We start from the raw sequence: 25,497 nt of genomic DNA on the forward strand, positions 1-25,497 counted from the left end.
CCGAACCCGTCCGGCGGGGCGGGCGGGCTCTATATATTGGTGGCATGACGCACAGCCCCGCCGAAACCGTCCCCGCCTCCTCCCCCGCAGCCCTGCCGGAACCGCCGTCGCCCCGCAAGGTTCCCGTCGAGCGCTCCCATCACGGCGACGTCTTCGTGGACAACTATGAGTGGCTGCGGGACAAGGAGAGCCCGGAGGTGGTTGCGCACCTGGAGGCGGAGAACGCCTACACGGCGGCGGTCACCGGGCACCAGCAGCCGTTGCGCGAGGCCATTTTCAATGAAATCAAGAACCGCACCCAGGAAACGGACCTGTCGGTTCCGGTCCGCAAGGACGGCTGGTGGTACTACGGCCGGATGGAAGAGGGCAAGCAGTACGGCATCCAGTGCCGGGTCCGGGCCGCGGACACCGGCGACCGGGCAGCCGATTGGACTCCCCCGCAGGTCGACGCCGGCCGGCCGGTGCCCGGCGAGCAGGTGCTGCTGGACGGCAATGCCGAGGCCGAGGGCAAGCCGTTCTTTTCGCTGGGCGGCTCTGCCGTGACCGTAGACGGCAGCCTCTACGCCTACGCCGCCGACTTCGCCGGCGACGAGCGCTTCACCCTGAGGATCAAGGACCTGGACACCGGCGACCTGTTGGACGACGTCGTGGAGAACGTCTTCTACTCGTTGGCGTTCGATCCCGACGGCAGCCGCGTGTTCTACACGGTGGTCGACGAGTCCTGGCGCCCGTTCCAGATCAAGGCGCACACCATCGGCACACCGGCGGCCTCCGACGTCGTGATTTACCAGGAAGACGACCCGGCCATGTGGATGGGGTTCGAGCTGTCCTCCGACCGCCGGCATTTGGTGATCGGGATCGGCTGTTCCGAATACTCCGAGACGCGCCTGCTGGACTTCGCCGCCCCGGAAGCCGGGCTGCGGACGCTCATCCCGCGCGGCGAGCGGGTACTGTACGACGCCGAGCCGTTCCTGCTGGACGGTGCCGAGAAGGTGCTGCTGACCCACAACAAGGACGCGGTGAACTCGATGGTCTCGCTGGCGGACCTCGCGGAGTTCTCCAAGCCCCTGGCCGAGCAGCACTGGGACACAGTGGTGGAGCACGACGACGCCGTGCGGGTCAATGGTGCCGGGGTGACCGCCACCCATATGGTGCTGTCCATCCGCCAGGACACCATCGAGCGCGTGCAGGTGCTGCCCCTGGCCGGTTTGGGCACGGCCGCGCAGGCTGCCCCGGCGGAGCCGGCATTCGACGAGGAATTGTTCACCGCCGGCGTCGGCGGATCCGATTACGAGGCACCGGTGATCCGGCTGGCCTACACCTCGTTCCTGACGCCGCCGCGGATCTACGACTACGAGCTGGCCACCGGCACGCTGCACCTGCGCAAGGAAACGCCGGTGCTCGGCGGCTACGACCCGGCGGACTACGTGGCCGGGCGGGAGTGGGCGGCCGCGGCGGACGGCACGAGGATTCCGCTGTCGGTGGTCCGCAAGGCCTCGGTGCGGCGTGACGGCAGCAACCCGGCGCTGGTCTACGCCTACGGCAGCTACGAGGTGAGCATGGACCCGGCGTTCAGCACGGCGCGGCTGTCGCTGCTGGACCGCGGCGTGGTTTACGTGGTGGCGCACGTCCGCGGCGGCGGCGAGATGGGCCGGCACTGGTACGAGGACGGCAAGAAGCTGCGCAAGAAGAACACCTTCACGGACTTCGTCGCCGCCACCGAGTGGCTGGCGGCCTCGGGCTGGGCGGATTCGGGACGGATCGCGGCCATGGGCGGCTCCGCCGGCGGCCTGCTGATGGGCGCCGTCGCCAACCTGGCGCCGGAGAAGTACGCGGCGATCGTGGCGCAGGTGCCCTTCGTCGACGCGCTGACCTCGATCCTGGACCCGGACCTGCCGCTTTCGGCGCTGGAGTGGGAGGAGTGGGGCAACCCGATCACGGACCCGGAGGTCTACGCGTACATGAAGTCGTACACGCCCTACGAGAATGTCCGGCCGGCCGCGTATCCGAAGATCGCCGCGGTCACCAGCTTCAACGACACCCGGGTGCTGTACGTGGAGCCGGCCAAGTGGGTGGCGGCCCTGCGGGAGGCCACAACCGGCACCGAACCGATCGTGCTCAAGACCGAGATGGACGCCGGCCACGGCGGCGCGTCCGGACGGTACGAAGCCTGGAAGGACCGGGCCTGGGATTACGCCTTCGCCCTCGACGCGATCGGCGCCAGCGAGCCGGCCTGACCCGCCCGGCGCTGCCCGGCCGCCTTGACTTGAATCACAAATCAGGATTACCTAATGAACATTCGGTAATGAACAGCGAGGGGCTTCCATGACGGACATCGACGTCGACACTTCCCGGGACGTTCCGGCGGAAAGCAACGAGCTGCAGCCGGGCGAACGGCCCGTGCACCCGGCCTTCGTCAACGACCAGGCCGCACGCTGGATGGGCGTGGAAGTCGTGAAGGCGGAGTTTGGCGACGTCGTGATCGAGATGCGGCTGCGCGAAGAGATGCTCAACGGCTTCGGCATGGCGCAGGGCGGCATGGTGTTCGCCTTCGCCGACGTGGCTTTCGCGCTGGCCTGCAACGACCCCGACGGCGACGGCAGCACCATCACGGTGGCCTCCGGCGTCGACGTCAATTTCCTCAACCCGGGATTCGCCGGCCGGCTGCTGACCGCAACCGCCCGGCTGGTCAACCAGACGGGGCGGAGCGGCCTGTACGACATCACCGTCACCCAGGAGAAACCGGACGGCGGTGCCGACGTTCTGCTCGAATTCCGCGGCCGTTCCCGCACCGTCCCCAACCCCGCCCGCAACCAGCGAAAGCCCTGACTGCGCCGCAGCTTTCGACAGCGACGCCCCCAGCCTTCACCGACAGCACTGCCCGACCCGCATTAAAGGACCGTTCCCATGACGACCACCACCGGTACGAAAGCCCGCAAGACGACTCCCGCCGCCGAGGACACCCTCGACCCGGAGGAGCTGATGAGCCGGGACGAGCTGGAAGCCCTCCAGCTGAAGCGCCTGCAGCACACGGTCGCCTACGCCTATGAGCGCGTACCCATGTACAAGCAGAAGTTCGACGACGCCGGCGTCCGCCCGGAGGACCTCAAGGAACTGTCCGACCTGGCCAAGTTCCCCTACACGGACAAGGAAGACCTGCGCCGTTCCTACCCGTTCGGCATGTTTGCCGTGCCGCAGGAGGAGGTGGCCCGGATCCACGCCTCCTCGGGCACCACCGGCCGCGCCACCGTGGTGGGCTACACCCGCCGGGACATCCAGAACTGGGAGACGCTGTTCGCGCGCTCCATCCGCGCCTCCGGCGTCAAGAAGGGCTGGAAGGTCCACAATGCCTACGGCTACGGCCTGTTCACCGGCGGGCTCGGGGCACATTACGGCGCGGAGAAGCTCGGCTGCACCGTCATCCCCATGTCCGGCGGCCAGACCGAGAAGCAGATCCAGCTGATCCAGGACTTCGAACCGGACGCCATTCTCTGCACCCCCACCTACCTGCTCACCATCGTGGACGCGATGGAGCACGCCGGCGTCGATCCCTCGAAGACGTCGCTGAAGGTCGCCGTGCTCGGCGCCGAGCCGTGGACCGATGAGATGCGCCACGAGCTGGAAGGCAAGCTCGACATCGACGCCTGCGACATCTACGGCCTCTCCGAGGTCATGGGCCCCGGCGTCGCCGGCGAATGCGTGGACTACAAGGACGGCTCCACCATCTGGGAGGACCACTTCCGGCCGGAAATCATCGACCCGCTCACCGACCGGGTGCTGGGCGACGGCGAGTCCGGTGAGCTGGTGTTCACGTCGCTGACCAAGGAGGCCATGCCGGTGATCCGTTACCGCACGCACGACCTCACCCGGCTGCTGCCCGGCACCGGGCGGCCGAATATGCGCCGCATCGGCCGGATCACCGGGCGCTCGGACGACATGATCATCCTGCGCGGCGTGAACCTCTTCCCCACCCAGATCGAGGAGATCGCCCTGCGCATCCCCGGCCTGAGCCCGCACTTCCAGCTGGAAATCAGCCGGCCGCACCGGATGGACGAGCTGACCGTAAAGATCGAACGCCGCGAAGACTGCACCCCCGCCAAGGCAACCGAAGCGGCCCGGGAGCTGCAGCGCCAGATCAAGATCCACGTCGGCTCCAGCTGCAAGATCGTGGTTGCGGACCCCGGCACCCTCGCGCGGTCCAGCGGCAAGCTGCGCCGGGTCTACGACCTGCGCGACAACGCCTGACGGATGTGGGAACGGCGGGCGGCAGCAGGCCTGTGCAGGCGCCGCCCGCCGCATAACTGACCTAACGGTCGTGGGAGAATAGGACCATGGCGAAAACAAGGACCCAGGAGACCGCCCGCCGCGGCCGCCCGGGCTACGACCAGCAGTCGGTGCTGAACGTCGCCGTCGCCGTGTTCAACAAGCACGGCTACGAGGCAACCTCCATGGGCATCCTCGCCGAGAACCTGGGCATCTCCAAGAGCGCCATCTACCACCACGTGCCCTCCAAGGGCGACCTGCTGCGCCTGGCCCTGGATGAGGCCCTCGGCAGCCTGGAAGGCGTGCTCGAAAACCCGTCGGCTTCCGCCGGCCGGGCGGACGCGCGCCTGGAGTTCGTGCTCCGCGGCACCGTCCAGGTCCTGTGCGAAAAACTGCCCTACGTCACCCTGCTGCTGCGCCTGCGCGGCAACACCGAGATCGAACGCGACGCGCTGGACCGCCGGCGCGCGTTCGACCACAAGGTGGCGGACCTGGTGGACGCCGCCCGGGCCGAGGGCTCCCTGCGCGGGGACATCGACCCGAGGACGACGGCCAGGCTGCTGTTCGGCACGATCAACTCCATCGTCGAGTGGTACAAACCGGGCGGATCGCTGTCCCCGCAGAAGCTCGCCGACGACCTGATCGCCATGATGTTCGACGGCCTCCACCTGCCTGCCGCGGCCCGCGTCATCGCCTGACTCCCGGCGCAGCGCCGGCCCGCACCAACGCCTGATTCCCGGCGGCAGCGCCGGCCGCACCCTCGCGGATCCGCGGCCGCCCGACGGAGCCGGCGTACCTGCTGAATTCGCCGTCCTCCCCTGCTAGGCTGACCTCACCATTCGATGTTATGGGGACGTGATCGATATGGATGGGGAGTTCGGGTGGGTCTCGGCGCTCAGCATGGCGCTCACGATCGCCGCAATTGTCCTGTTCGCCTACCGCGTGCCGTGGGCCTGGTTGCTGCCGGTGGCCGCAACCGCCGTGCTGCTGGCCACCGGGATCCCCTACGGCCGGTTGAACACCAGCACCGTTTTTGTGCTGGCTGCTGCCCTCTACGGCCTGTGGAAGTGGACCCAGTACCGGCGGGAAGGCGTCCGTGTCCCGCTCCGCTCCGCCCACGGGCGTGAGTGGGGAATCGGCGCGGGGCTGTTGCTGCTGCTGTTCCTGCTCAACGGGTTCGCCGGCGTCACCCCGGTTGCCGAAATCGGTCCCCTGTACCTGTTCAACGCCCTGTTGGCCGCACTTCCGGCCGTCATGTACCTGGGCTTCGCCCACGGCATCCTGCAGTCGTGGTGGCTGGGCGTAGCGCTCTCGCTGTCCACCATGTTCCTCTCCGCCATCCGGGACGCACCGGTCTGGGTCTCGCTGTACGGCGCGATTGCGGCCGGCCTCCAGGTCTTTGGTTACCTGGGCTGGCAGGCGGCCTTGCGGCGGCCGGTGCGGAGCAAACACCGGTTGGCGCCGGTGCGTCCGGGGCGTCCGGCCGCTCCCGGGCGCCCGGCCGCTCCCGGTCCCGGCCCGGCGGGACGGGCCGCATAACCAGCTGACGGGAGGGCGGCGGCATGGACTGGATCATGGCCTTGAAGGTCCTGGACGGTCCTGCCGGCGCGCTGGTTTCCGTGGGCTACCTGCAGGCGTCGGTGGGCCTGCTGACGGTCTTCCTGTTCGGCCTCCACTCCCGCTGGGCCTGGCCCGTGCTGCTGGTGCAGGAGGCCCTAATCTTCCTGCTGCTGCCCACGCCGGCTTTCGACGGCGGCGGCGGGTTCTTCGTCGATGCCTCGATAGGCGTGGCGCTGCTGCTGCCCTGCTACGGCGCGTGGCGCTGGCGTTCCGCCGCCCCGCTCCTTGCGCCGGGTGCAGCCGGCCCGGCGGTGTGGGTGCAGCGGGCAACGGGCCGAACCTGGGCGGCCGCCGTGCTGGTCCTCATCGCCGCCACGGTGGTTTTCGTGGCCAGCGACATTCAGGCGGGCTTTCCCTTGGAGGGCGGCCTGCTGACCGTCCTCCTGCTCCAGGCGTTCTACGCGGCGGTGATGACGGTGGTGTATCTGGGGTTGGCGCACCGGATCTATGAGGCCTGGTGGCTGTGGCTGGCTTTTGCCGTGGTGCAGCTGGCCACCTCGCTGGTCTTTCCCAGCCAGCCGACGCCGCAGCTGCTGTATGGCGCCACCGTGCTGCTGGTGCTGTTCGCCTTCTGGCGTTGGCACACGGTGGTGTTCCTGCCCGTCCCCGGGGCCCGGGCCGCCGGGGACGCGGCAGGAGGAGGAGCTCCGGCTACTTCTCCACCAGTGTGAGCACGTCGTAGGTTGCGACGATCTCGTCGTTCTGGTTGGTCAGCACCGCGTCCCAGGCGACCTCGCCGTATCCGTCCGTCTCGCGCGGGGTGATGCGCTTGGCGGTGAGGGTCACCCGGATCGAGTCGCCGGCTGCCACCGGAGTGATGAAGCGCAGGTTCTCCAAGCCGTAGTTCGCCAGCACCGGTCCCGGTGCCGGCTCCACGAACAGCCCGGCACCCCAGGCGAGCAGCAGGTAACCGTGCGCCACAATGCCGGGGAAGAACGGGTTGGCGGCGGCGGCCTCCTGGTTGGTGTGGGCGTAGAAGGTGTCGCCGGTTTCGTTGGCGAACGCGGTGATGTCCTCAAGCGTGACCTGGCGGAGCTCCGAACGGATGGCGTCGCCGATCCGCAGTGTGGCCAGGTTCTTGCGGAACGGATGCACGTCGTCGAAATACTGGTCGGCGCCGGTATGCCACACGCCGGTCACGGCGGTAAGCATGTTCGGCGAACCCTGGATGGCGGTGCGCTGCATGTGGTGCAGCACGGAGCGGATGCCGCCCAATTCCTCGCCGCCGCCGGCGCGGCCCGGTCCGCCGTGGACCAGGTGCGGTACGGGGGAACCGTGGCCGGTGGACGTCTTGGCGTCTTCGCGGTTGAGCACCAGCACGCGGCCGTGGTGGGCGGCGATCCCGGTAACCAGCACGCGGGCGGCCTCGGGGTCGTTGGTGGCGACGGTGGCCACCAACGAACCGGAGCCCTTCGCGGCCAGCCGGACGGCGTCGTCCAGGTCCTCGTAGCCGATGACGGAGGAAACCGGGCCGAAGGCTTCCAGCGAATGCACGGCGTCGGCCTCGGCATCGGCCCAGGTCAGCAGCACCGGCGACATGAAGGCGCCCTCGGAGTCGCCCACGGTCCCGTCGGCGCGGGTGACCTGCGGCGAATCCAGCGTGCCGTAGGCGAGCTCGCCGCCGGCGTCGATCATGGCCTGGACGGCTGCGCGGACGTCGTCTAGCTGCTCCACCGAGGCGAGCGCGCCCATGGTGACGCCTTCGGCCCTCGGGTCGCCGACGACGACGCGCTGTTCGATCCGGGCACGCACGGCGTCGGCGACGTCCTGCATGCGGTCCTTGGGGACGATGGCGCGGCGGATCGAGGTGCACTTCTGGCCCGCCTTGGCCGTCATTTCGGTGACCAGCGACTTGATGTACGCGTCGAACTCCGGGGTGCCCGGCACCGCGTCGGGCCCGAGGATCGCGGCGTTGAGCGAATCTGCCTCGGCGGTGAAACGGATGCCGCCCTGGGCCACGTTCGGGTGGGACTTCAGCAGGTTCGCGGTGTCGGCGGACCCGGTGAAGGCCACGGCGTCGCGGTAATCCAAATGGTCCAGCAGGTCACGGGCAGAACCGGAAATCAGCTGGAGTGAACCGGCCGGCAGGATGTTGGACTCGATGATCAGCTTCACCGCGGCGGCGGCCACGTAGCCGGTGGGGGTGGCCGGTTTGACGATGGTGGGCACGCCGGCAATGAAGGCCGGCGCGAACTTCTCCAGCATGCCCCACACCGGGAAGTTGAAGGCATTGATCTGCACGGCCACGCCGGGAATCCGGGTGTAGATGTGCTGGCCCATGAACGAGCCGTCCTTCGCCAGCACCTCTGCCGGGCCGTCCACCACGATTTGAGAGTTCGGCAGTTCGCGCCGCCCCTTGGAACCGAAGGTGAACAGCACCCCGATCCCGCCGTCGATGTCGATCATGTTGTCGATCTTGGTGGCGCCGGTGCGGTGCGAAACCTCATACAGCGCATCGCGCCGCGCGTTCAGGTACTGGGCCAGCTCCTTGAGCTTGAGCGCGCGCTGGTGGAAGGTCAGCCGGCCCAGCGAGGCCTGGCCGACGGTGCGGCCATGTTCGACGGCTGCGGCGAGGTCGAGGCCGTCGGTACTGACCCGGGCGAGCACGGCGCCGGTGCTGGCATCGCGGACCTCGGTGCCGGACACATCGCCCTCGGGGGTCCACCAGGCATCCTGGATGTAGCTGGGAACAATTTCGACATCAACGGCGGTAGAGGTCATCGTTGACAGCCCTTTCTTCGCCCGGCCCCGGTGCTGGCGCAGGATGGGGCGGGACATAAAATACTGAACGGTCGGTCGGTAACGTATCCAGCCTACATGACAGCCGCAGCCGGCACAGCCCCCTTTTCGGTGACCGCATGGCGCCCCGCCCGCCGAAGGATTCAGGCGAGCCGGCGCCGGAGCGCGTCGACGTCGGCGGGCGTCAGGCCATGGCGCAGCAGGAACGGCTCCACCTCCAGCTGGGCCAAGACCTGCAGCAGGGACCCGCGCATCTCCGCCACCCGGGCCTCCAGCTCGTCGCCGCCAACGTACCGCTCCACCGGATGCGGGTAGGGGCTGACCCGGTGCCAGTCGTTGATGCCGCGGATGCCCAGCTCGTGTGCGTCGGCGATCCGCTCGGCCGGGACACCGGCGAGCTGCAGCAGCATCATGGAGACCATGCCCGTGCGGTCCCGCCCGGCGGAGCAATGGACGACGACGGCGCCCTCCGCGTGTGCCAGGGTGCGGAACACCTCGGCGATCAGGTGCGGGAAGACCCGCACGTTGTCCAGGTAAAAACGCGGGTGGTTCATGTACGGGGCGCTGTTGGCGAACTCCGCGTGCCCGGGCTCTTCGGTCGGCCGGTTGAGCACCCTGAATTTATCCAGCGCCCCGGCCGGCACCACCGGATCGGTCGGCCGGCGCGAGCGCTCGCCCGGGTTCCGCAGGTCCACGATGGTGCGCACGCCGTCGTCGTACGCCTGCTGCCAGCCCGCGGCGGTCAGCCATTCGGCGCGGCCCATGCGGAAGATGTCCCCCGCCACCCTGCGGGCGTTGACCGCGCCTTCCCAGGCAACAGCGCCGGCATCGCGGGGCTGTTCGGACGACATTGCAGCAGCCTACAGCCGCCCGGCTAGTCCTCCCAGTCGAAGAAACCCTTGCCGGACTTGCGGCCCAGCTCGCCGCGGGCCACCTTGTCGCGGAGGATCTGCGGCGGGGCAAAGCGGTCCCCGAGCGTGGAATGGAGGTACTCGGCGATGCCGAGGCGCACATCCAGCCCCACGATGTCGGTGGTCTTGAGCGGGCCGACCGGGTGCTTGTAGCCCAGCACCATCGCGGCGTCGATGTCCGCCGCGGATGCCACGCCCTCTTCCACCATGCGCATGGCTTCCAGCGCGATGGCCACCCCCAGCCGCGAGGAGGCGAACCCCGGCGCGTCGTTGACGACGACGGCGGTCTTCCTCAGTGCCTCGACCCAGCTCCTGGAGGCGGCGGCGAGCTCTTCCGACGTCTTTGGGGCCAGCACCACTTCGACCAGCTGCGAGGCCGGAACCGGGTTGAAGAAGTGCAGGCCGCAGAAGTTCGCCGGGCGCTGCAACTGGTCGGCCAGCTTGGCGATGGACAGCGAGGACGTGTTCGTCGCCAGCCAGGCCGTCGGGGACAGCTGGGCCTCGACGGCCTTCAGCGCGGTGGCCTTCAGCTCGAAGTCCTCCGGCACCGCTTCCACGACCAGCCCGCACGCGGCGAACGAGCCGTAGTCGACGGAGACCGACAGCCGGGACTTGAGCGCGTCCAGGGGTTCGGTGGCCGTGCCGCGCTCCACGCTCTTGGCCAAGGCCCCCGTCACGCGCTCGCGGGCCGCCTCGGCGGCGGCCTCGTCGCGTTCCACCACGACGACGTCGGCTCCCGCCGTCAGGAACGCGTGGGCGATGCCGGCGCCCATGCGCCCGCCGCCAAGGACACCGACGTTGTTGGGAATAGTCTGCACAGAATTCATCTCGCTCACTTCGATCCTTGCTGCTCTGCGGCGCCAGGGCTTCGGACGGCGTCCCCGTCCGGGGCGGCGGCAGCCGTCTTGACCGCACTGCGGGCTGCGCTCTTGGCCGCGCTCTTGTCTAGGAAGGCCTGCATCCGGTCGAACTTGGCCTGCGACTCGAACAGGATGCCCTGGGCGATGGTGTCGATCATCGGGTGCGCCTCGCGCGGGGTATGGAACACCGACTTGGTGATGCGCACGGCCAGCGGATCCTGCTTGCCGATCCGGTCGGCCAGCGCATGCGCGGCGTCGAGGAGCGCGGCCGGCTCGTGGATCTCGGTGACGAGGCGGGCCGCCAGCGCTTCTTCGGCGTCCAGGATGCGGCCGGCCAACAGGATCTCCTTGGCCAGCGGCTCGCCCACCAGTTCCTTCAGGCGCCAGGTGGCCCCCGCCGCGGCCATGATGCCCAGGCCGACCTCGGGCTGCCCGATCTTCACGGAAGGCGTGGCGATGCGGAAGTCGGCGGCGTAGGCCAGTTCCGCTCCCCCGCCCAGTGCGAAGCCGTCGAGCGCCGCGATGACCGGCATCGGCAGCTGGGCAATGCGGTGGAATACCGTGGAATTGATTCCGGCCAAGGCGTCATCACGACGGCGTTCGCGCAGCTGGGAGATGTCCGCACCGGAGGCGAATATTCCCTTGCCGTTGACCTCGGTGCCGGACAAGATGAGGATCCTCGGCGCCCGTTCCAGGACGGCGCAGACGGCATGCAGTTCGTCCACCATGGCCTGGTCGATGGCGTTGCGGACCTCCGGGCGGTTCAGCGCGAGGTGGACGCGGTCCTCCCGCTCGTCCAGCCGCAGCGTGCTGAAGGAGTAGTCGTCGAAGAGCATCAGACCCGCTCAACGATCATGGAGGTGCCCTGGCCGACGCCCACGCACATGGTGGCCAGGCCGCGCTGTGCGCCTTCGCGCTCCATCCGGCCCAGCAGGGTGACCACCAGGCGCGATCCGCTGGAACCGAGCGGGTGCCCCAAGGCGATGGCGCCGCCGTCGTTGTTCACGATCGACTGGTCCAGCTTCAGGTCGCGCAGCACGGCGAGCGACTGGGTGGCGAAGGCCTCGTTGAGCTCCACGGCGCCGAGGTCGTCGATGCTCCAGCCGGCGCGGTCCAGCACCTTGCGGGTGGCCGGCACCGGCCCGATGCCCATGATCTCCGGGGCGACGCCGGCCGAGGCGCCGTCGACGATGCGGGCCCGAGGGGTCAGGCCGAACTTCTTGACGGCGGCCTCGGAGGCGACCACGATGGCCGAGGCGCCGTCGTTGAGCGAACTTGAGTTGCCGGCGGTCACCACGCCGTCCGCGCGGTTGATGGGCTTCAGGCCGGCCAGGACCTCGAGGGTGGTGCCGGGGCGGGGTCCCTCGTCGGTGTCGACGACGGTGTCGCCCTTGCGCCCCTTGACCGTCACCGGGACGATTTCTTCCTTGAGCCGGCCGCCCTCGATGGCGGCGATGGCCCGCTGGTGGGACTGCACGGCGAAGGCGTCTGCGTCCTCGCGGGAAATGCCGTAGACGTCGGCGACTTCCTCGGCGGTTTCGGGCATGGAATAGGTCATCTTGCCGTCGCGGCTGAGGTCGCCGCTGGCGAAGCGCTTGTTGACGAAGCGCCAGCCGATGGAGGTATCGAAGATCTCGCCCGGCTTGGCGAAAGCCTTGCCCGGCTTCTCCTGCACCCAGGGTGCGCGGCTCATCGATTCGACGCCGCCCGCGATGACGATGTCGGCGGCGCCGGCCTTGATCATGTGCGACGCCTGGATGATGGCGCTCAGGCCGGAGGCGCACAGCCGGTTAACGGTGATGCCGGGAACGTGGTCGCCGTAGCCCGCCAGCAGCCAGGCCATGCGGGCCACGTTGCGGTTTTCCTCGCCCGCCCCGTTGGCGTTGCCGAGGATGACCTCCTCGACGGCATCCGGATCGATGCCTGCCCGGACCACGGCTTCCTTGACGACCAGCGCCGCCAGGTCGTCGGGACGGACCGCCGAGAGCGCCCCTCCGTAGCGGCCAACCGGGGTCCGCGCCCCGCCAATCAGGAATGCCTCAGCCATAGAAATAATCCCTCGCGCTTGATCGTTCAACGGTGACGATGAGCGGTCGCTTCGGCTGCCGCAGGCGACTAAAATTACCGACCGACCGTTCTATAAAGAATCCCACGCGGCCGGGGAGGGGTCAACTGCCGTGACGCAGAAGGTCCGAGGCAGCGCCCCGACGGAACCCGGCCGGCTCAACCGGCGGTTTCGTCCCGGCCCTCGGCCTTGGCGGCGATCTCTTCCAGGTCTTTGGCCATCTGCTTGCGCGCCACGCGCAGTCCCAGCTTTCCGAAGAGCGCCATCATCAGCCTCGAGAGCGTACCCGGGTTCTCCAGCTCGGCCCCGAAGAACATGGCCAGCCGGGTGCCGCCGTCCACGGGCGCGAGCGTGAACCTCGTGGTGTAGTCAGCGCCGTTCGATGCCGCCTTGACCGTCGTCGACGCCGGCGCGTCGACGTCCGCCACCCACATCTCCTCCGTGGCTTCCTTGCCCATCATCTTGCGGGTTTCGCGCCACCGGAAGCCCTCGGCGTAGTCGCCGGGCGTCAGGATCTCGACCCGCGTCACTGAGCTCAGCGTCCGGGCGGAGCCGGGGATGTCGGTGATCACGCGCCACACGGCGTCAACCGGTGCGTTGACGTGCCGGACTATTTCAAGGTGATGGCCCACGGTCGCTCTTTCGGAAGGGGTCAGGTTTCGAACAGCCTAGTGGAGGCACTGCTCCCGGCGCAGCCGCGAAACGGCAACGATAAACTCGAAGGGTGACTTCCGAGAGCCCCGCCCCAGCCAGCACCGCCAACACTACCGCCGGCCACGCCGGAGTCCCGGCGCAGCCTGCCCTGCCGGAGAAGGTTTCCGACCTCTTCGACCCGGCGCGGTGGCGCGTGGTGGAAGGCTTCGACTTCCAGGACATGACCTACCACCGCCAGGTGGAGCGCGACGCCAGCGGCAGCGTGGTGCGCGACCTGCCGGCGGTGCGCATCGCCTTTAACCGGCCGGAAGTGCGCAACGCCTTCCGGCCCGGCACCGTGGACGAGCTGTACCGCGCCATGGACCACGCCCGGATGACGCCGGATGTGGCCACCGTGCTGCTCACCGGCAACGGCCCCTCGCCCAAGGACGGCGGCCACTCGTTCTGCTCGGGCGGTGACCAGCGCATCCGCGGCCGCGACGGTTACCGGTACCCGGTGGAGAACGCGGCCGGCGAGTCGGCCGAATTCATCGACCCGGCCCGCGCCGGGCGGCTGCACATTCTGGAAGTCCAGCGGTTGATGCGCACCATGCCCAAGGTGGTCATCGCCGTCGTCAACGGCTGGGCCGCGGGCGGCGGACATTCCCTGCACGTCGTGTCCGATCTGACCATCGCTTCCCGGCAGCACGGCAAGTTCAAGCAGACCGACGCCACGGTCGGCAGCTTCGACGCCGGCTACGGCTCGGCGCTGCTGGCGCGGCAGATCGGCCAGAAGGCCGCCCGCGAGATCTTTTTCCTGGCCCGGGAGTACTCGGCCGAGGACATGGTCCGCATGGGCGCCGTCAACGAGGCGGTCGACCATGAGCGGCTCGAGGAGGTGGCGCTGGAATACGCGGCGGACATCGCCCGGCAGTCCCCGCAGGCCATCCGGATGCTGAAGTTCGCGTTCAACCTGGCCGACGACGGACTGGCCGGCCAGCAGGTCTTCGCCGGTGAAGCCACCCGCCTGGCGTACATGACGGACGAGGCCGTTGAAGGCAAGGAAGCTTTCCTGGCCAAACGCGACCCCGACTGGTCGTCGTTCCCCTACTACTTCTAGGGCGGGCGGCATGGATATCGAGCCGGCACTGGCAGCGCTGACCGCGGCGCTGGGCGGCGAGGGCCCCGCCGTCGAACTCGCCCCGGACGGCACCCCGGTGCCGGTGTCCTCGCCCGGACTGGTTCCCGGGACCGCCGCGGTCGTGCGGACCTCGGGGTCCACCGGCACGCCCAAGGCCACCATGCTGGGGATCGACGCGCTGGCCGCGTCGTCGATGGGCACGGCCCTGCGGCTGGGCGGCGAGGGGCAGTGGCTGCTGACGCTGGCGCCGAACTACGTGGCCGGCCTCCAGGTTCTGGTCCGCTCCCTCTACGCCGGCACCCGGCCCCGGGCGATGGACCTGTCCGGCGGGTTCACCGCCCGCGCGTTCACCGACGCGGCAGCCGCCCTGACCGACCGGTTCCGGATCACCTCGCTGGTGCCCACCCAGCTGCACCGGCTGCTCGCCGCGGCGGAGCCCGAAACGCTCAAGGCGCTGCGCCGGTTCGATGCCATCCTGCTCGGCGGCGCCCGGATGCCGGAGGCGCTGCGGGCGGAGGCGGCCAAACAGTCGCTGAAGATCGTGCGCACCTACGGCATGAGCGAGACCTGCGGCGGCTGCGTGTACGACGGCGTCCCGCTCCAGGGGGTCACCCTCCGGCTGGAGCAAGGCAGGGTCCTGATCGGCGGCGACGTGGTTGCCGGGGGCTACCTGGACAATCCGCAGCTGACCGACGCCCATTTCAGCGCGTCCGGCGGCACGCGCTGGTTCCGCACCGAGGACCTCGGCGAGACGGACGACGCCGGCGCGCTGACCGTCATCGGGCGCGCGGACGACGTGCTGATCACCGGCGGCGTCAAGGTATCCGCGGCGGCCGTCGCCGAGGCGATCGAGGGGCTGCCGGGCGTCCAGGCCGCGCTGGTGGCGGGGATTGACGATCCCGAGTGGGGCACCAGAGTCTGCGCCGCCGTCGTGGGCTCCGCCGCGGAAGCGGACATCGAGGCCCGGGTGCGCCGGGCGCTGGGCGCCCCCGCCGTCCCGCGCCACCTGGTGCGCCTCGAAGCGCTGCCGCTGCTGCCCAACGGCAAGCCGGACCGGCTGGCCGTGGCCGATCTCCTGCGCCGTGCGGCGGCGGAGGCCGCCGGCCACGACCGCGGCTCGCGTGGCGGGAAACCCCCGTCGCCGTGACATCGGCCACTCCTGCGGCGACGGCTGCACCGGCCTTCCGCTTCCATGGGCGAGAATAGACCGGTGCTGCGGCTGCCCGCAGCCAACGATGCATGAACCCCCACAGGTAAGGACTCTCCACAGTGGCTACAGCCGGGCAATGGTTCGAAGGGGCACGGCCCCGCACCCTCCCGATGGCGGTCGCTCCGGTGATCATCGGCAGCGCGGCCGCCTACGACCTGGGTTCCTTCCGGCCGCTGCATGCCCTCCTCGCGGCGCTCATCGCGGTCCTGTTCCAGGTGGGCGTGAACTACGCGAACGACTACTCGGACGGTGTCCGCGGCACCGATGACGTGCGGGTGGGCCCGCTGCGGTTGACCGGGTCCGGGCTGGCCAAGCCGAAAGCGGTGAAGGCCGCCGCGTTCGCCAGCTTTGGGCTGGCCATGGTGGCCGGGCTCGCCCTGATCATCCTGTCGCAGACCTGGCCGCTGCTGCTGGTGGGCGTCGGCTGCGTGATCGCCGCCTGGGGATACACCGGCGGCAACAACCCCTACGGCTACCGGGGGCTGGGCGAAGTGTACGTGTTCCTGTTCTTCGGCATTGTGGCCACCATGGGGACCACCTACACGCAGGCCCTGCAGGTCAGCTGGCCGTCCTTCCTCGGCGCGGTCGGGACCGGCCTGATCGCCACGGCACTGCTGATGGCCAACAACGTCCGCGACATCCCGACGGACCGCGAGGTGGGGAAACTGACGCTGGCCGTCCGGATGGGCGACGAGGCGGCGCGCGTCAGCTACGTCATGATGCTCGCGGTGGCGCTCCTGCTACCGCTCATCATGGTCTACGACTTCCCGTGGATCCTGCTGGTGCTGCTGCTGGTGCCGGCATGCCTGACGCCGAGCTGGCTGATGCTCAAGGGCAAGAAGCGCGAGAGCCTCATCCCGGTACTCAAGCAGACCGGGATGATCAACCTCGGGTTCGCCACCGCCTTCGCGCTCGGCGTGGTGCTGAGCCGGCTGTCGTAGCCGGCCCTCGGCCGGTAGCCGCGGCGGCCCGCCCGAGACCGGGTCAGCCCCGGTCCACGGGCCGGGTGCCGTCCGGCTTCTGCCCGGAGTCCCGGGTCCTGCGGTAGGAATCCACGTTCAGTTCGCCGTGCCGATCGACGGCGGCGTCCTCGGCCAGCGCGTCCGAAATCTCCGTCGAAGTCCTCGGTGCCTTGGCGCCGGCGGAGAACCGGCGCGCCAGTGCCGCCCCCGCTTCGTCCCTCATCTTGCGGAAGAACAGATACGTGATGCACCAGCCCATGATCGCTGCGGCGAGGGCCGAGTAGACGACACCCAGCCTCAAAAACAGGCAGATGACAAAGATGACGGCCATGATGCCGAGACGCAGGGCGCTGAATTTCCAAAAAGCCACGCCTCAAGTTTACGCTGCCCGCGAGATCGACCGGCCGGTCCGAAGATTCATCAGCCCCCGGCTTAACGCTCACCTACAATTGACTCATGGTCCGTCTCTATGTCCTGCTCGCGGTACTGGCCCTCGCGGTGGTGATCTATGCCCTCATCGAGTGCATCCGGTCGCGGCCGCACGAGGTGCGCAGTATCTCAAAACCGGGATGGATCCTCACAATCATCCTGGTGCCCCTGATCGGAGCCCTGATGTGGTTCGTGTGGGGCCGCCCCAGGACGGGCGGCCGGCAGGCCCAGCAGGCTCCCCGCCCGGTGGCCCCGGACGATGACATCGCCTTCCTGCGCACGCTCGATGCGCAGCGCCGCGCCAAACAACGTGAAGAGGAACTGAACCGCAAGGAGCAGGAGCTCAAGAAGCGCGAGGACCCCAAGCACGGCGGCGAGGACAAGCCCGCGGCCCATGACGACCGCCAGTTGAGCGAAGACGACCCGGAGAACGGGCCCCGCTAGGCGCCCGCTGACCTGACGCCGGCGTCCGGCTCCCGCAGGTCCCCGGACCCGCAGAAGGCCCGCCGCCCCGATGGGGCTGCGGGCCTTCTGTTGATTCGGAGGCTGCGGTCCTTTGTCTTGATTCGGGGCCGCGGCCTTCGGCCGATGCCGGCGGCTTGTCCTAGACCCCGGCGTAGCTGTGCAGGCCGGCGAAGAAGACGTTCACGATCGTGAAGTTGAAGACCACGCACAGGTAACCGACGATGGACAGCCAGGCGGCGCGGGTACCGGTCCAGCCGCGCGTGGCGCGGGCGTGCAGGTAGCCGGCGTAGACCACCCAGATGACGAAGGTCCACACTTCCTTGGTGTCCCACCCCCAGTAACGGCCCCAGGCCTGTTCGGCCCAGATCGCGCCGAGCACCAGCGTGAAGGTCCAGAACACGAAGCCGACGGCGTTGAGCCGGTAGGCGGCGTTCTCCAGTGTCAGTGCCGAGGGAGCCAGCCGCATGAAGGCCAGCTTGTCCGCCTTGCCGGCGCGGCCGCGGGCCTCGCGTTTCGCTTGCACGAGCTGCAGCACGGACATGGCGAACGTCAACGTGAACAGCGCCGAGGCGAGCACGGCGACCGAGACGTGGATGATCAGCCAGTAGCTCTGCAGGGCGGGCACGAGGTGGGCCACCGGCGTCGGGAACCCGATGGACGCCGCGATCAGCATGACGACCACAAGGCCGATCACAAACGAGCCGAGGAAGCGAAGGTCCTTGCGGGTCAGCGCAATCAGGTAGACCACTGCCACCATCAGCGCCCCCGTGGTGCAGAACTCGTACATGTTGCCCCACGGCACGCGGTGGGCGGCCAGGCCGCGGGCCACCACGCCGGCGGCCAGGATGACGGTAGCCAGCACGCTCAGGGCCACGCCGATCCGGGCGGCGGCACGCCGTTCCTTGCCGTAGTTCATCGAGTCCGCGGCCATCTCGACGCCGGCGCCCGCGCCGGCCGCCCTCGCGCCTGCAGCTGTCGACGCCGCACCGGCGGCGCCGACGAGCACGCCCTGCTCGGCCGCGTCGTGCCCGGCGGCCAGCCGGTCTTCCACCGCCTTGATGGTCTTGCTGGATGTCACCAAATCCCAGCAAAAGGCGATGAAGGCGACGGTGAAGGCCATCGCACCGAGCAGGATGAACAGCTCGCTGTACTGGGCCATGGTCTGGTCAATCGTGGGCATGGGAAGAGATGTCCTTAGTGGTTGTCAACGCCGGCGGCGCTCTTGCTATTGTGCGCCCCGGGGGCGGCATCCGTCAGCCACTGGGTGCGGAAGAGTTTGCTGAGGGCGGCCGCTTCCGGGGCCAGCCGGTGGTCCTCGCCCCGGGCCAGCAGGCCCCATTCGACCATGGTGCGGCCGTCCTCGTGGGTGCCGGCCCGCACCCAGACGCGGCGGCGGCCGATGAACAGGGAGGCGCCCAGGCCGGCCAGGGCCAGCGAGGAGAACACGAGGGCACCGACCTTGCCGGGATCATGGTGGATGTCCAGCGCTGCATAGCGGACGAGGCCGTCGAACGTGACGCTGCCCATCCCGTTGGGCAGTTCCGCGGTTTCGTAGGCGGCGAGTTCGATGCCCCCGTCCTCCTGGTTGCGGTCGTTGAGGACGGTCAGCTCGGTCGTGTCCAGGACGTAGACGTTCTTGGGGTCGCCGTTGTCCAGGCCCAGGTCCCCGTAGTAGGAGTTCAGGTACAACCGGGGGTTCATGGGATCGGGGTCGCTGCCGTAGGCCACCCCGTCTTCGCCCTCCATCGCGGTCGGCAGGAAGAACCCCACGAAGCCCAGCTGTTCCGGCTGCGCGTCCGGCGCCTTGATCACCAGCGTGGAGGTGTAGGCGCCGTCGTTCGGGATGGCGATGACGGGACCCTGGTGGGCGATGTTGCCCTCGCCGTCCCGGATGGTCACGACCGGCGCGTAGCCGTTGCCCATGAGGTACACGTTCGTTCCGCCGAGTGTCAGCGGGTGGTTGATTTTCAGCACCTGCTGCTCCTCGGGCGCCCCCGGCTCGGCGCGCACGGTCAGGGTGGCGGTGAAGTCGAGCGGCTGGCCGTAGTGGGTCGGTGATTCCCGGTCGAAGACCACATCGAACTCGTCGAGGCGCATGGAGAACGGCTCCAGCCGGTCCTCGGTGAACCCGGTTCCGGGATTGAAGGTGTCGTAGCCGATGAGCGAATTCACGAACGTTTCGCCTTCGACCAGGATCCGCTGGCCCGTGTAGCCGAACTGCCCGCCGATGGCGACGGACACCAGCACGCCGATCAGCGAGGTATGGAAGACCAGGTTGCCGATTTCCTTGGCGAAGCCGCGCTCCGCTCCCACGGAGGGCCGGTCGGTGTCCGCGTCGCGCACATCCACCCGGTACCCGCGGCGCTTCAGCATGCGGGCGGCGTCCTCGACGGCGGAGCGGGCGGAAATGCCGGCGTCCGCGGGGACCGCCATGGACCCGTACTCGGGCAGCCGGGACAACCGGCGGGGAGTCCTGGGCGGCTGCGACCGCATGGCCTTGTAGTGCTGGATGGCGCGCGGGATGACGCAGCCGATCAGCGACAGGAAGAGCAGCAGGTAGATGGCGGAGAACCACACCGAGGAGTAGACGTCGAAGAGCTGGAAGCGGTCCAGCCACGGCCCGACCGCGGGATTGTCCGCAATGTACTGGGTCACGACGGCGGGGTTGGCAGGGCGCTGCGGGAACAGCGAGCCGGGCACCGCGGCCACGGCCAGCAGCAGCAGCAGGAACAGCGCAGTGCGCATGCTCGTCAGCTGGGTCCAGGCCCAGCGCAGCATGCCGGCGAAACCCAGTGCGGGGACGGCAACGTCGTCCCGGCCGCGGTTGCGTTTCCGGTCGTCGGCGGGTCGGCGGTCCTTCACAGTCCGGCCGCCGCGATCCGTCCCCGGTCCGGCCGCTGCGGGGGCATCGGCGTCGTCGTGGCGTCCAGCGCCTTCGGGTCTCTGACTCATCAGATCGGGAGCCTCACTTCATTTGCAAACCAGTCCTGCAATTGCGTCACCCAGTCTCCCCATAACCCGCTGGCCATCAGCAGGCCCAAAACCACCAGCATGGCGCCGCCGGCCCGCTGCAGGAACAACCGGTGCCGGCGGAAGAACGCCATGGCGCCCATCCCCCGCCGCACGCCGAGCGCGATCAGCAGGAACGGAACCCCCAGTCCCAGGCAGTACACGAAGGCCAGGAACGCACCCTTGGCCGCGTCGGCGCCGCCCGAGTAGGCCAGCGCCTGCACGGCCGAGAAGGTGGGGCCGATACAGGGCGCCCAGCCCAGCCCGAACGTCATGCCGAGGACCGGTGCCCCCCACAGCCCGGCCGGCGGCCGCGACTGGATCTTGCGGTCCCGCTGGAAGTAGGACAGCCCGCCCATGAAGATGATGCCCATGGCGACGACGACGACGCCCAGCACCTGGGTGACCCAGCCGGCTTCGCTTCCCTTCAACCAGGCCCCGAGCTGGCCGAAGATCGCCCCGATGATCACGAAGACGATGGAAAAGCCCAACACGAACAAGCCAATGCCGGCGAACATCCGGCCGCGGCGCTGGCGTTCAAGATCCACGCCGGTCAGGCCGGTGACATAGCCCAGGTAGCCGGGCACCAGCGGCAGCACGCACGGGGACAGGAAGGAGACCAGCCCGGCCAACATGGCCACGGGGATTGCCAGCAGCACGGAGCCGTTGAGCACCGTGTCGCCGAAGGCGCCGCCCACAGTCATCGGCAGCGCGGCCGTCGCCCACCCCATTGCTAGGCGGCCACTGCGTCTTTAATCAGGGCCCGGAGCGTGCCCTTGTCCGCCACGCCCAGGATCCGGGCGGCGACGCGGCCCTCCTTGTCCAGCACCAGCGTGGTGGGGACGGCCTGCGGGGGCACGTAGGCGGTCATCGCCAGCAGGACGTCGCCGTTCTTGTCCATGAAGCTGGGGTAAGTCACCCCGAAGTTGCGCTCGAAGGCCTCTGCCGTGGGGCGCTCGTCCCGGATGTTGACGCCGTAGAACCGGGCGCCGTCGGCGAATTCCTCGCTCAACGCCTGTAGGTCCGGAGCTTCCAGCCGGCAGGGCGCGCAGGAGGCGTACCAGAAGTTAAGGACCGTCACCTGACCGGCCCAGTCGGCCGCATCGACGGTGGTGCCGTCGAAGAGCTTGGCGGTCAGCTGGACGGGTTCGCCGCGCGAGTCGGGCGCGTACTCGGTGACCGAGCCGTCGCCGGCGATGTAGTTCTTGTTGTCGCCGGCGTTGGCCTGCTGGGCCAACGGATCCTCGACGGAACAGGCGGCGAGCGACAGGGCGCCCAGCAGCCCCGCACCGACTTTGAACGCGGTACGGCGATTGAACGAACGGGGGTTATCGGCAGTCACAGTCACACTTTTCTTCGTGGGGTTGGGGGTGTCCCACTTCTACAACGCGTAGTAATTCTATTATGCTCCGGGCAGGTTCGCCGCACCGGGCAGGAGGTGGGCGCACGGCTCGGCGTAGCGCACCCCGGCGAGGCGGCCGCCGTCGAACTCCAGGGAAGTCACCGAGGCCAGCGTGCACTGGCGGCGGCGGGGATCATGCCAGAGCCGTTTGCCCTCGGCGGCCAGCCGGGTCACCCAGATGGGAAGCTGGTGGCTGACCAGGACCGCCTCGGCGCCCTCCCCGCCGCGTTCCACGGCTATCCGGCGGGCGTCGTCGATGGCCTCGCGCATCCGGGCGGCCTGCGCCGCGTACGGCTCCCCCCAGGACGGCCGGAAGGGATTGTAGAGGTGCGGCCAGTGCCGGGGCTGGTTCAGGTGCGAGCGGATGTCCGCCAGCCCCTCGAAGTGGTTCTCGGCTTCGATGATCCGCTCGTCGGTGACGATCTCGAGGCCAAGCGCCTTGGCGGTCGGGGCCGCGGTCTCCTGGGCCCGGTCCAACGGCGAGGCCACCAGGTAGCTGATCCTGGCGCCGTCGTCGCGGCGTTCGGAAAAGTAGCCCGCGGCACACTCGGCCATTTCCTGGCCCAGCGCGGACAGCCTGAAGCTCGGCAGCCTGCCGTAAAGCACGCGGTCGGGGTTGTGGACCTCGCCGTGGCGGAGCAGGTGGACGGTAGCTTCGGGCATGGGTACAAGTGTCTCAAACCGCCGGTGTTTGCCCAAAAGCCCCGCTGTCCGCCCGCGGGGGTGTAGTGTCTGGCCCCGCCGGCTGCCCGGGAAGAAAATCATCCTTCCGGCCGACCGCCGCGGCACTGGCCTGCATTGTAGTGTTGCCTTAACAGCTGCCAAGCACCTCTGCGGCCGGCGCGCAGGCCGGCCGCACGGAGGGCGACCCGTGTGGATGAGATGAAAAGGAACCGGCCATGAGCACCCCAGTAAACGAACCGAACCAGCCCGGTGACGGGGAGGGCCGGCCCGGAGGCCAGGAACAGCCCCGGTACGGGCAGAACCTGCCGCAATACGGCCAGAACGCGCCTCAGCAGCCCGGCTCGGAGCAGCCTCCCTACGGGCAAAACGCCCCGCAGTACGGACAGTACGGGCAGAACCCGCCGCAGTCCGGACCCCAGTATGGACAACAGTACGGGCAGCAGCCCTACGGCCAGGGCCAGCAGGGGCAGTCCCCGTACGGCCAGCAGTACGGGCAGTCCCCGTACGGCTACCAGAACGCCGTGCCCGGCCAGTACGGCTACCCCGGCGGGCAGGCGCAGACCGCCGCCAAACCCACGGCGCCGCGCGAGGTCGTCATTGCGTTCTGGTTGATCATTGCTGCCGCCGTGCTGACCGCCATCGAAATGCTGACGGAACTGGCGAACCTGGACGGCACCATGGCGATGGTGCTCAACGACCCGTCGGTCCGCGAAGCCCTGGGCGAGCAGGGCGGCCAGTTCTCCGACGCCGAGCTGGCGGAAATGATGAGCGGTACGGCAGGAGTGTTCATCGTCATCACCGCGGTGATCGCCGTCGGGCTGTACCTGATGGTGGCCTTCGGCGTGAAGGCGGGCAAGAACTGGGCCCGCATCACCGGGGCGGTGTTCGCCGCGCTCTCGCTGTTCGGACTCTTCAACATCTGGTTCGGCACCTTGTCCGTGCTGCTGGGCATCGCGGCGATCGTGCTGCTGTTCCTGCCGGCGTCGAACAGGTTCTTCCAGGCCACCAAGGCGCACAAGTTCGGCGTCTACGGCCGCTGACCGGGAGCGGGTTCCGGCCGCCTGACGGCCGGAACCCGGCGGGGCGCAGCAGTGTTCAGCCGTGCTCCGTCGTCTGCGCCCGTTGCGCGTGGTACGCCAGGATCTGCAGTTCGGTGGCCATGTCCACCTTGCGCAGCTGCACGGATGGCGGAACCTGCAGCACCGCCGGCGCGAAGCTGAGAATGCTCGTGACGCCGGCTTCGACGAGCCGGTCGCAGAGCCCCTGGGCCGCGCCGGCGGGCACGGCCAGGACCGCCATGTTGGTGCCGGTCTGCCGCAGGATAAGTTCCAAGTCACCGATCGGGCTGACGCGCATCCCCGAGACCTCGGACCCGACGACCTGCGGATCCGCGTCGAAGAGCGCCACGACTCCGAATCCCTTGGTGGTGAATCCGGAGTAGCCGGCCAGGGCCCGGCCCAGGTTGCCGATGCCGACAATCGCGACTTTCCAGTCCTGGGTGAGCCCCAGGGCCGCGGCAATCTCCTGGCCGACCAGCCGGACGTCGTAGCCCACGCCGCGGGTACCGAACGACCCGAGGTAGGAAAGGTCCTTGCGCAGGGTGGGCGGGCTCACGCCGGCGGCCTCGGCCAGTTGCTCGGACGATATGCGTTCCGTGCCCTCGGACACCAGCGAATTCAGGGCCCGGAGGTAGATGGTCAGGCGTGCGAGCGCGGCCGGCGGGATCTCGTGGCCGGATGGCTTGGCAGCCTCGGTATCCGGGAGGTGGGTCACTGTTGTCGCTCCGATGCCTGCTGCGGGGCTCCGGCCGTGCCGTTTCCAGCCGTTCCGGGTCCTGGGTGCCGCCGGCGGCTGTCCAACCGCAGGCTTGTGTCCCCCCAAGATTAAGCTCCCCCGCGCCGCTCTCCAACTCCTGTGACGCCGGCCGGGCCGCCCCGGACTACTGTGTGAGCAGCCGTCGCAGCCGGTCCGGATCGATGTGCCAGAAGTCCCGCTGGACGCCGTCGATCATGACCACGGGGATCTCCTCGGCGAAGCGCCGTTCGAGCTCGGGGTCCTCGAGGATGTTCTTCTCTTCCCAGGCGAGACCGAGCTCCCCCGCAACGCCCCCGACGGTCTCCCGTGCCGCCTGGCACAGATGGCAGCCGGGTTTGGTCAGCAGCACCAGTTCGTGCCCGGGGCGCGTGTCGGATCCACTCATGCCTTCCACGGTAGCGGCCGGTGGCGCTGAACGGACAATCTCCGGCGCCTCGTTAGACTCGAAGCATGCCCAAGACCGCCGCCGGCCATGCACAGCGCGCCTCGGTCTCCACGGACCCGGGGACGGAAGCGGCATTTTTCGACGTCGACAACACCCTGATGCGCGGCGCCAGCCTGTTCCACGTGGCCCGCAAGATGTACCAGAGCGGCGCCTTCCGGATGCGCGACGCTGCCGGTTTCGGCTTCAAACAGGCCCGCTTCCTGATGCGGGGTGAGAACCTCAAGGACATCCAGTCGATCCGCGACACGGCACTGGCCCTTGCCACCGGCCTGCTGAGCGACGACGTCAAACAACTGGGCGACGAGGTCTACGACGAAGTCATCGCCTCCAAGATCTGGCCCGGAACCAGGGCCCTGGCGGACCAACACCTGCGGGTGGGCCGCAAGGTCTGGCTGGTCACGGCCACGCCGGTTGAAGTGGCCGCCGTCATCGCCGACCGGCTGGGCCTGACGGGCGCCCTGGGCACGGTGGGTGAAACCGAAGACGGTGCCTACACCGGACGACTCATCGGGGACATCCTGCACGGGCCGGCCAAGGCTGTCGCGGTCGAGGAGTTGGCCATCCGCCAAGGCATGGACCTGGCGCGCTGCTGGGCCTACAGCGACTCCTACAACGACGTCCCGCTGCTGACCCTGGTGGGCAACCCGGTGGCGATCAACCCGGACGCCAGGCTGCGCCGGCACGCCCGGGAGAACAACTGGCCGGTCTACGACTACAGGAGCGGCCGGCGGGCGGCCACCTTGGGTCTCAAGGCCGCCACCGGTGCCGGCGCGGTCTACGGTCTCTGGCGCGGGGTCAACAGATTCCGGCGACCGGCGGCGTAACGGCCGGACCCACGCCGGCG

General features: G+C 69.1%; 26 protein-coding genes. 12 read left to right on the top strand and 14 right to left on the bottom strand.

Annotated features, from left to right (window positions below; translation table 11 throughout):
- Nucleotides 1–44: 44 nt before the first annotated feature.
- The 6 genes from AC5RVG_RS04180 to AC5RVG_RS04205 all read left to right on the top strand — a co-directional run bounded on the left by AC5RVG_RS04180 (nt 45) and on the right by AC5RVG_RS04205 (nt 6,554).
- A complete protein-coding gene (locus tag AC5RVG_RS04180) occupies nt 45–2,237 on the top strand; it encodes a S9 family peptidase (RefSeq protein WP_494012818.1) in 2,193 nt (730 codons plus the stop codon).
- A gap of 88 nt (nt 2,238–2,325) precedes the next feature.
- Complete coding sequence (locus AC5RVG_RS04185; RefSeq protein ID WP_494000612.1) at nt 2,326–2,829, top strand: hotdog fold thioesterase; 504 nt, start codon at nt 2,326–2,328, stop codon at nt 2,827–2,829.
- A 78-nt stretch (nt 2,830–2,907) separates the two neighbouring features.
- Nucleotides 2,908–4,245: a phenylacetate--CoA ligase PaaK gene (paaK, locus tag AC5RVG_RS04190; RefSeq protein WP_494012819.1), complete on the top strand. Its 1,338-nt coding sequence runs from the start codon at nt 2,908–2,910 to the stop codon at nt 4,243–4,245.
- Nucleotides 4,246–4,331: 86 nt separating this feature from the next.
- Complete coding sequence (locus AC5RVG_RS04195; RefSeq protein WP_494000614.1) at nt 4,332–4,961, top strand: TetR/AcrR family transcriptional regulator; 630 nt, start codon at nt 4,332–4,334, stop codon at nt 4,959–4,961.
- Between the two features lie 166 nt (nt 4,962–5,127).
- Nucleotides 5,128–5,802, top strand: a complete 675-nt coding sequence (locus AC5RVG_RS04200) for a nicotinamide mononucleotide transporter (protein ID WP_494001296.1) — start codon at nt 5,128–5,130, stop codon at nt 5,800–5,802.
- 35 nt (nt 5,803–5,837) lie between these two features.
- A complete protein-coding gene (locus tag AC5RVG_RS04205) occupies nt 5,838–6,554 on the top strand; it encodes a nicotinamide mononucleotide transporter (protein WP_494012820.1) in 717 nt (238 codons plus the stop codon).
- Here AC5RVG_RS04205 and paaZ read toward each other — a convergent pair.
- From paaZ to AC5RVG_RS04235, 6 genes are all read right to left on the bottom strand, one after another.
- Entirely contained in the window at nt 6,535–8,604 is a 2,070-nt protein-coding gene (gene paaZ, locus AC5RVG_RS04210) for a phenylacetic acid degradation bifunctional protein PaaZ (protein WP_494012821.1), read from the bottom strand. The genes AC5RVG_RS04205 and paaZ overlap by 20 nt on opposite strands.
- A gap of 161 nt (nt 8,605–8,765) precedes the next feature.
- Complete coding sequence (locus AC5RVG_RS04215; RefSeq protein ID WP_494012822.1) at nt 8,766–9,473, bottom strand: tyrosine-protein phosphatase; 708 nt, start codon at nt 9,471–9,473, stop codon at nt 8,766–8,768.
- 23 nt (nt 9,474–9,496) lie between these two features.
- Nucleotides 9,497–10,360 carry a 3-hydroxyacyl-CoA dehydrogenase family protein gene (locus tag AC5RVG_RS04220; RefSeq protein ID WP_494013005.1) on the bottom strand — a complete coding sequence of 288 codons (864 nt, stop codon included), beginning with the start codon at nt 10,358–10,360 and terminating at the stop codon, nt 9,497–9,499.
- 5 nt (nt 10,361–10,365) lie between these two features.
- Nucleotides 10,366–11,229: an enoyl-CoA hydratase/isomerase family protein gene (locus AC5RVG_RS04225; protein ID WP_494012823.1), complete on the bottom strand. Its 864-nt coding sequence runs from the start codon at nt 11,227–11,229 to the stop codon at nt 10,366–10,368.
- Nucleotides 11,229–12,440 carry a thiolase family protein gene (locus tag AC5RVG_RS04230; protein ID WP_494000619.1) on the bottom strand — a complete coding sequence of 404 codons (1,212 nt, stop codon included), beginning with the start codon at nt 12,438–12,440 and terminating at the stop codon, nt 11,229–11,231. Before AC5RVG_RS04230 ends, AC5RVG_RS04225 begins: the two co-directional genes overlap by 1 nt.
- A gap of 176 nt (nt 12,441–12,616) precedes the next feature.
- The gene (locus AC5RVG_RS04235) at nt 12,617–13,090 is read right to left on the bottom strand and encodes an SRPBCC family protein (protein ID WP_494000620.1); all 474 of its coding nucleotides are present in this window, start codon (nt 13,088–13,090) and stop codon (nt 12,617–12,619) included.
- A gap of 170 nt (nt 13,091–13,260) precedes the next feature.
- On the opposite strand from AC5RVG_RS04235, the gene AC5RVG_RS04240 reads away from it, so the two are divergent.
- From AC5RVG_RS04240 to AC5RVG_RS04250, 3 genes are all read left to right on the top strand, one after another.
- The gene (locus AC5RVG_RS04240; RefSeq protein ID WP_494013006.1) at nt 13,261–14,211 is read left to right on the top strand and encodes a 1,4-dihydroxy-2-naphthoyl-CoA synthase; all 951 of its coding nucleotides are present in this window, start codon (nt 13,261–13,263) and stop codon (nt 14,209–14,211) included.
- Nucleotides 14,212–14,221: 10 nt separating this feature from the next.
- A complete protein-coding gene (locus AC5RVG_RS04245) occupies nt 14,222–15,379 on the top strand; it encodes an AMP-binding protein (RefSeq protein WP_494012824.1) in 1,158 nt (385 codons plus the stop codon).
- Nucleotides 15,380–15,501: 122 nt separating this feature from the next.
- Nucleotides 15,502–16,383, top strand: a complete 882-nt coding sequence (locus AC5RVG_RS04250) for a 1,4-dihydroxy-2-naphthoate polyprenyltransferase (protein ID WP_494000622.1) — start codon at nt 15,502–15,504, stop codon at nt 16,381–16,383.
- A gap of 43 nt (nt 16,384–16,426) precedes the next feature.
- On the opposite strand, the gene AC5RVG_RS04255 is transcribed toward AC5RVG_RS04250, so the two are convergent.
- A complete protein-coding gene (locus AC5RVG_RS04255) occupies nt 16,427–16,774 on the bottom strand; it encodes a DUF4229 domain-containing protein (RefSeq protein ID WP_494000623.1) in 348 nt (115 codons plus the stop codon).
- Nucleotides 16,775–16,860: 86 nt separating this feature from the next.
- On the opposite strand from AC5RVG_RS04255, the gene AC5RVG_RS04260 reads away from it, so the two are divergent.
- On the top strand, nt 16,861–17,277 hold the full coding sequence (locus AC5RVG_RS04260; RefSeq protein ID WP_494012825.1) for a PLD nuclease N-terminal domain-containing protein: 417 nt from the start codon (nt 16,861–16,863) through the stop codon (nt 17,275–17,277).
- A 160-nt stretch (nt 17,278–17,437) separates the two neighbouring features.
- Here the strand turns inward: AC5RVG_RS04260 and ccsB are convergent, their stop codons facing one another.
- From ccsB to AC5RVG_RS04285, 5 genes are all read right to left on the bottom strand, one after another.
- On the bottom strand, nt 17,438–18,478 hold the full coding sequence (gene ccsB, locus AC5RVG_RS04265) for a c-type cytochrome biogenesis protein CcsB (RefSeq protein ID WP_494012826.1): 1,041 nt from the start codon (nt 18,476–18,478) through the stop codon (nt 17,438–17,440).
- 14 nt (nt 18,479–18,492) lie between these two features.
- Complete coding sequence (resB, locus tag AC5RVG_RS04270) at nt 18,493–20,076, bottom strand: cytochrome c biogenesis protein ResB (protein WP_494013007.1); 1,584 nt, start codon at nt 20,074–20,076, stop codon at nt 18,493–18,495.
- 173 nt (nt 20,077–20,249) lie between these two features.
- Entirely contained in the window at nt 20,250–21,038 is a 789-nt protein-coding gene (locus tag AC5RVG_RS04275) for a cytochrome c biogenesis CcdA family protein (protein ID WP_494000626.1), read from the bottom strand.
- A gap of 2 nt (nt 21,039–21,040) precedes the next feature.
- Nucleotides 21,041–21,655 (bottom strand): TlpA family protein disulfide reductase, encoded by a 615-nt coding sequence (locus tag AC5RVG_RS04280; protein ID WP_494000627.1) that lies wholly within the window; start codon nt 21,653–21,655, stop codon nt 21,041–21,043.
- A gap of 54 nt (nt 21,656–21,709) precedes the next feature.
- Nucleotides 21,710–22,372: a histidine phosphatase family protein gene (locus AC5RVG_RS04285; RefSeq protein WP_494012827.1), complete on the bottom strand. Its 663-nt coding sequence runs from the start codon at nt 22,370–22,372 to the stop codon at nt 21,710–21,712.
- Between the two features lie 236 nt (nt 22,373–22,608).
- Between AC5RVG_RS04285 and AC5RVG_RS04290 the strand changes: the two genes are divergently transcribed.
- Nucleotides 22,609–23,433: a hypothetical protein gene (locus AC5RVG_RS04290; protein ID WP_494000629.1), complete on the top strand. Its 825-nt coding sequence runs from the start codon at nt 22,609–22,611 to the stop codon at nt 23,431–23,433.
- Between the two features lie 55 nt (nt 23,434–23,488).
- Here AC5RVG_RS04290 and AC5RVG_RS04295 read toward each other — a convergent pair whose 3' ends face one another.
- A complete protein-coding gene (locus AC5RVG_RS04295; RefSeq protein ID WP_494000630.1) occupies nt 23,489–24,166 on the bottom strand; it encodes a redox-sensing transcriptional repressor Rex in 678 nt (225 codons plus the stop codon).
- A gap of 166 nt (nt 24,167–24,332) precedes the next feature.
- A complete protein-coding gene (locus tag AC5RVG_RS04300; protein WP_494012828.1) occupies nt 24,333–24,593 on the bottom strand; it encodes a glutaredoxin family protein in 261 nt (86 codons plus the stop codon).
- Between the two features lie 65 nt (nt 24,594–24,658).
- Here AC5RVG_RS04300 and AC5RVG_RS04305 point away from each other — a divergent pair, with 65 nt between their 5' ends.
- Nucleotides 24,659–25,477, top strand: coding sequence for an HAD family hydrolase (locus tag AC5RVG_RS04305; protein WP_494012829.1), 819 nt, complete (start codon nt 24,659–24,661; stop codon nt 25,475–25,477).
- Nucleotides 25,478–25,497: the final 20 nt, after the last annotated feature.

Source organism: Arthrobacter senegalensis (assembly GCF_059091765.1).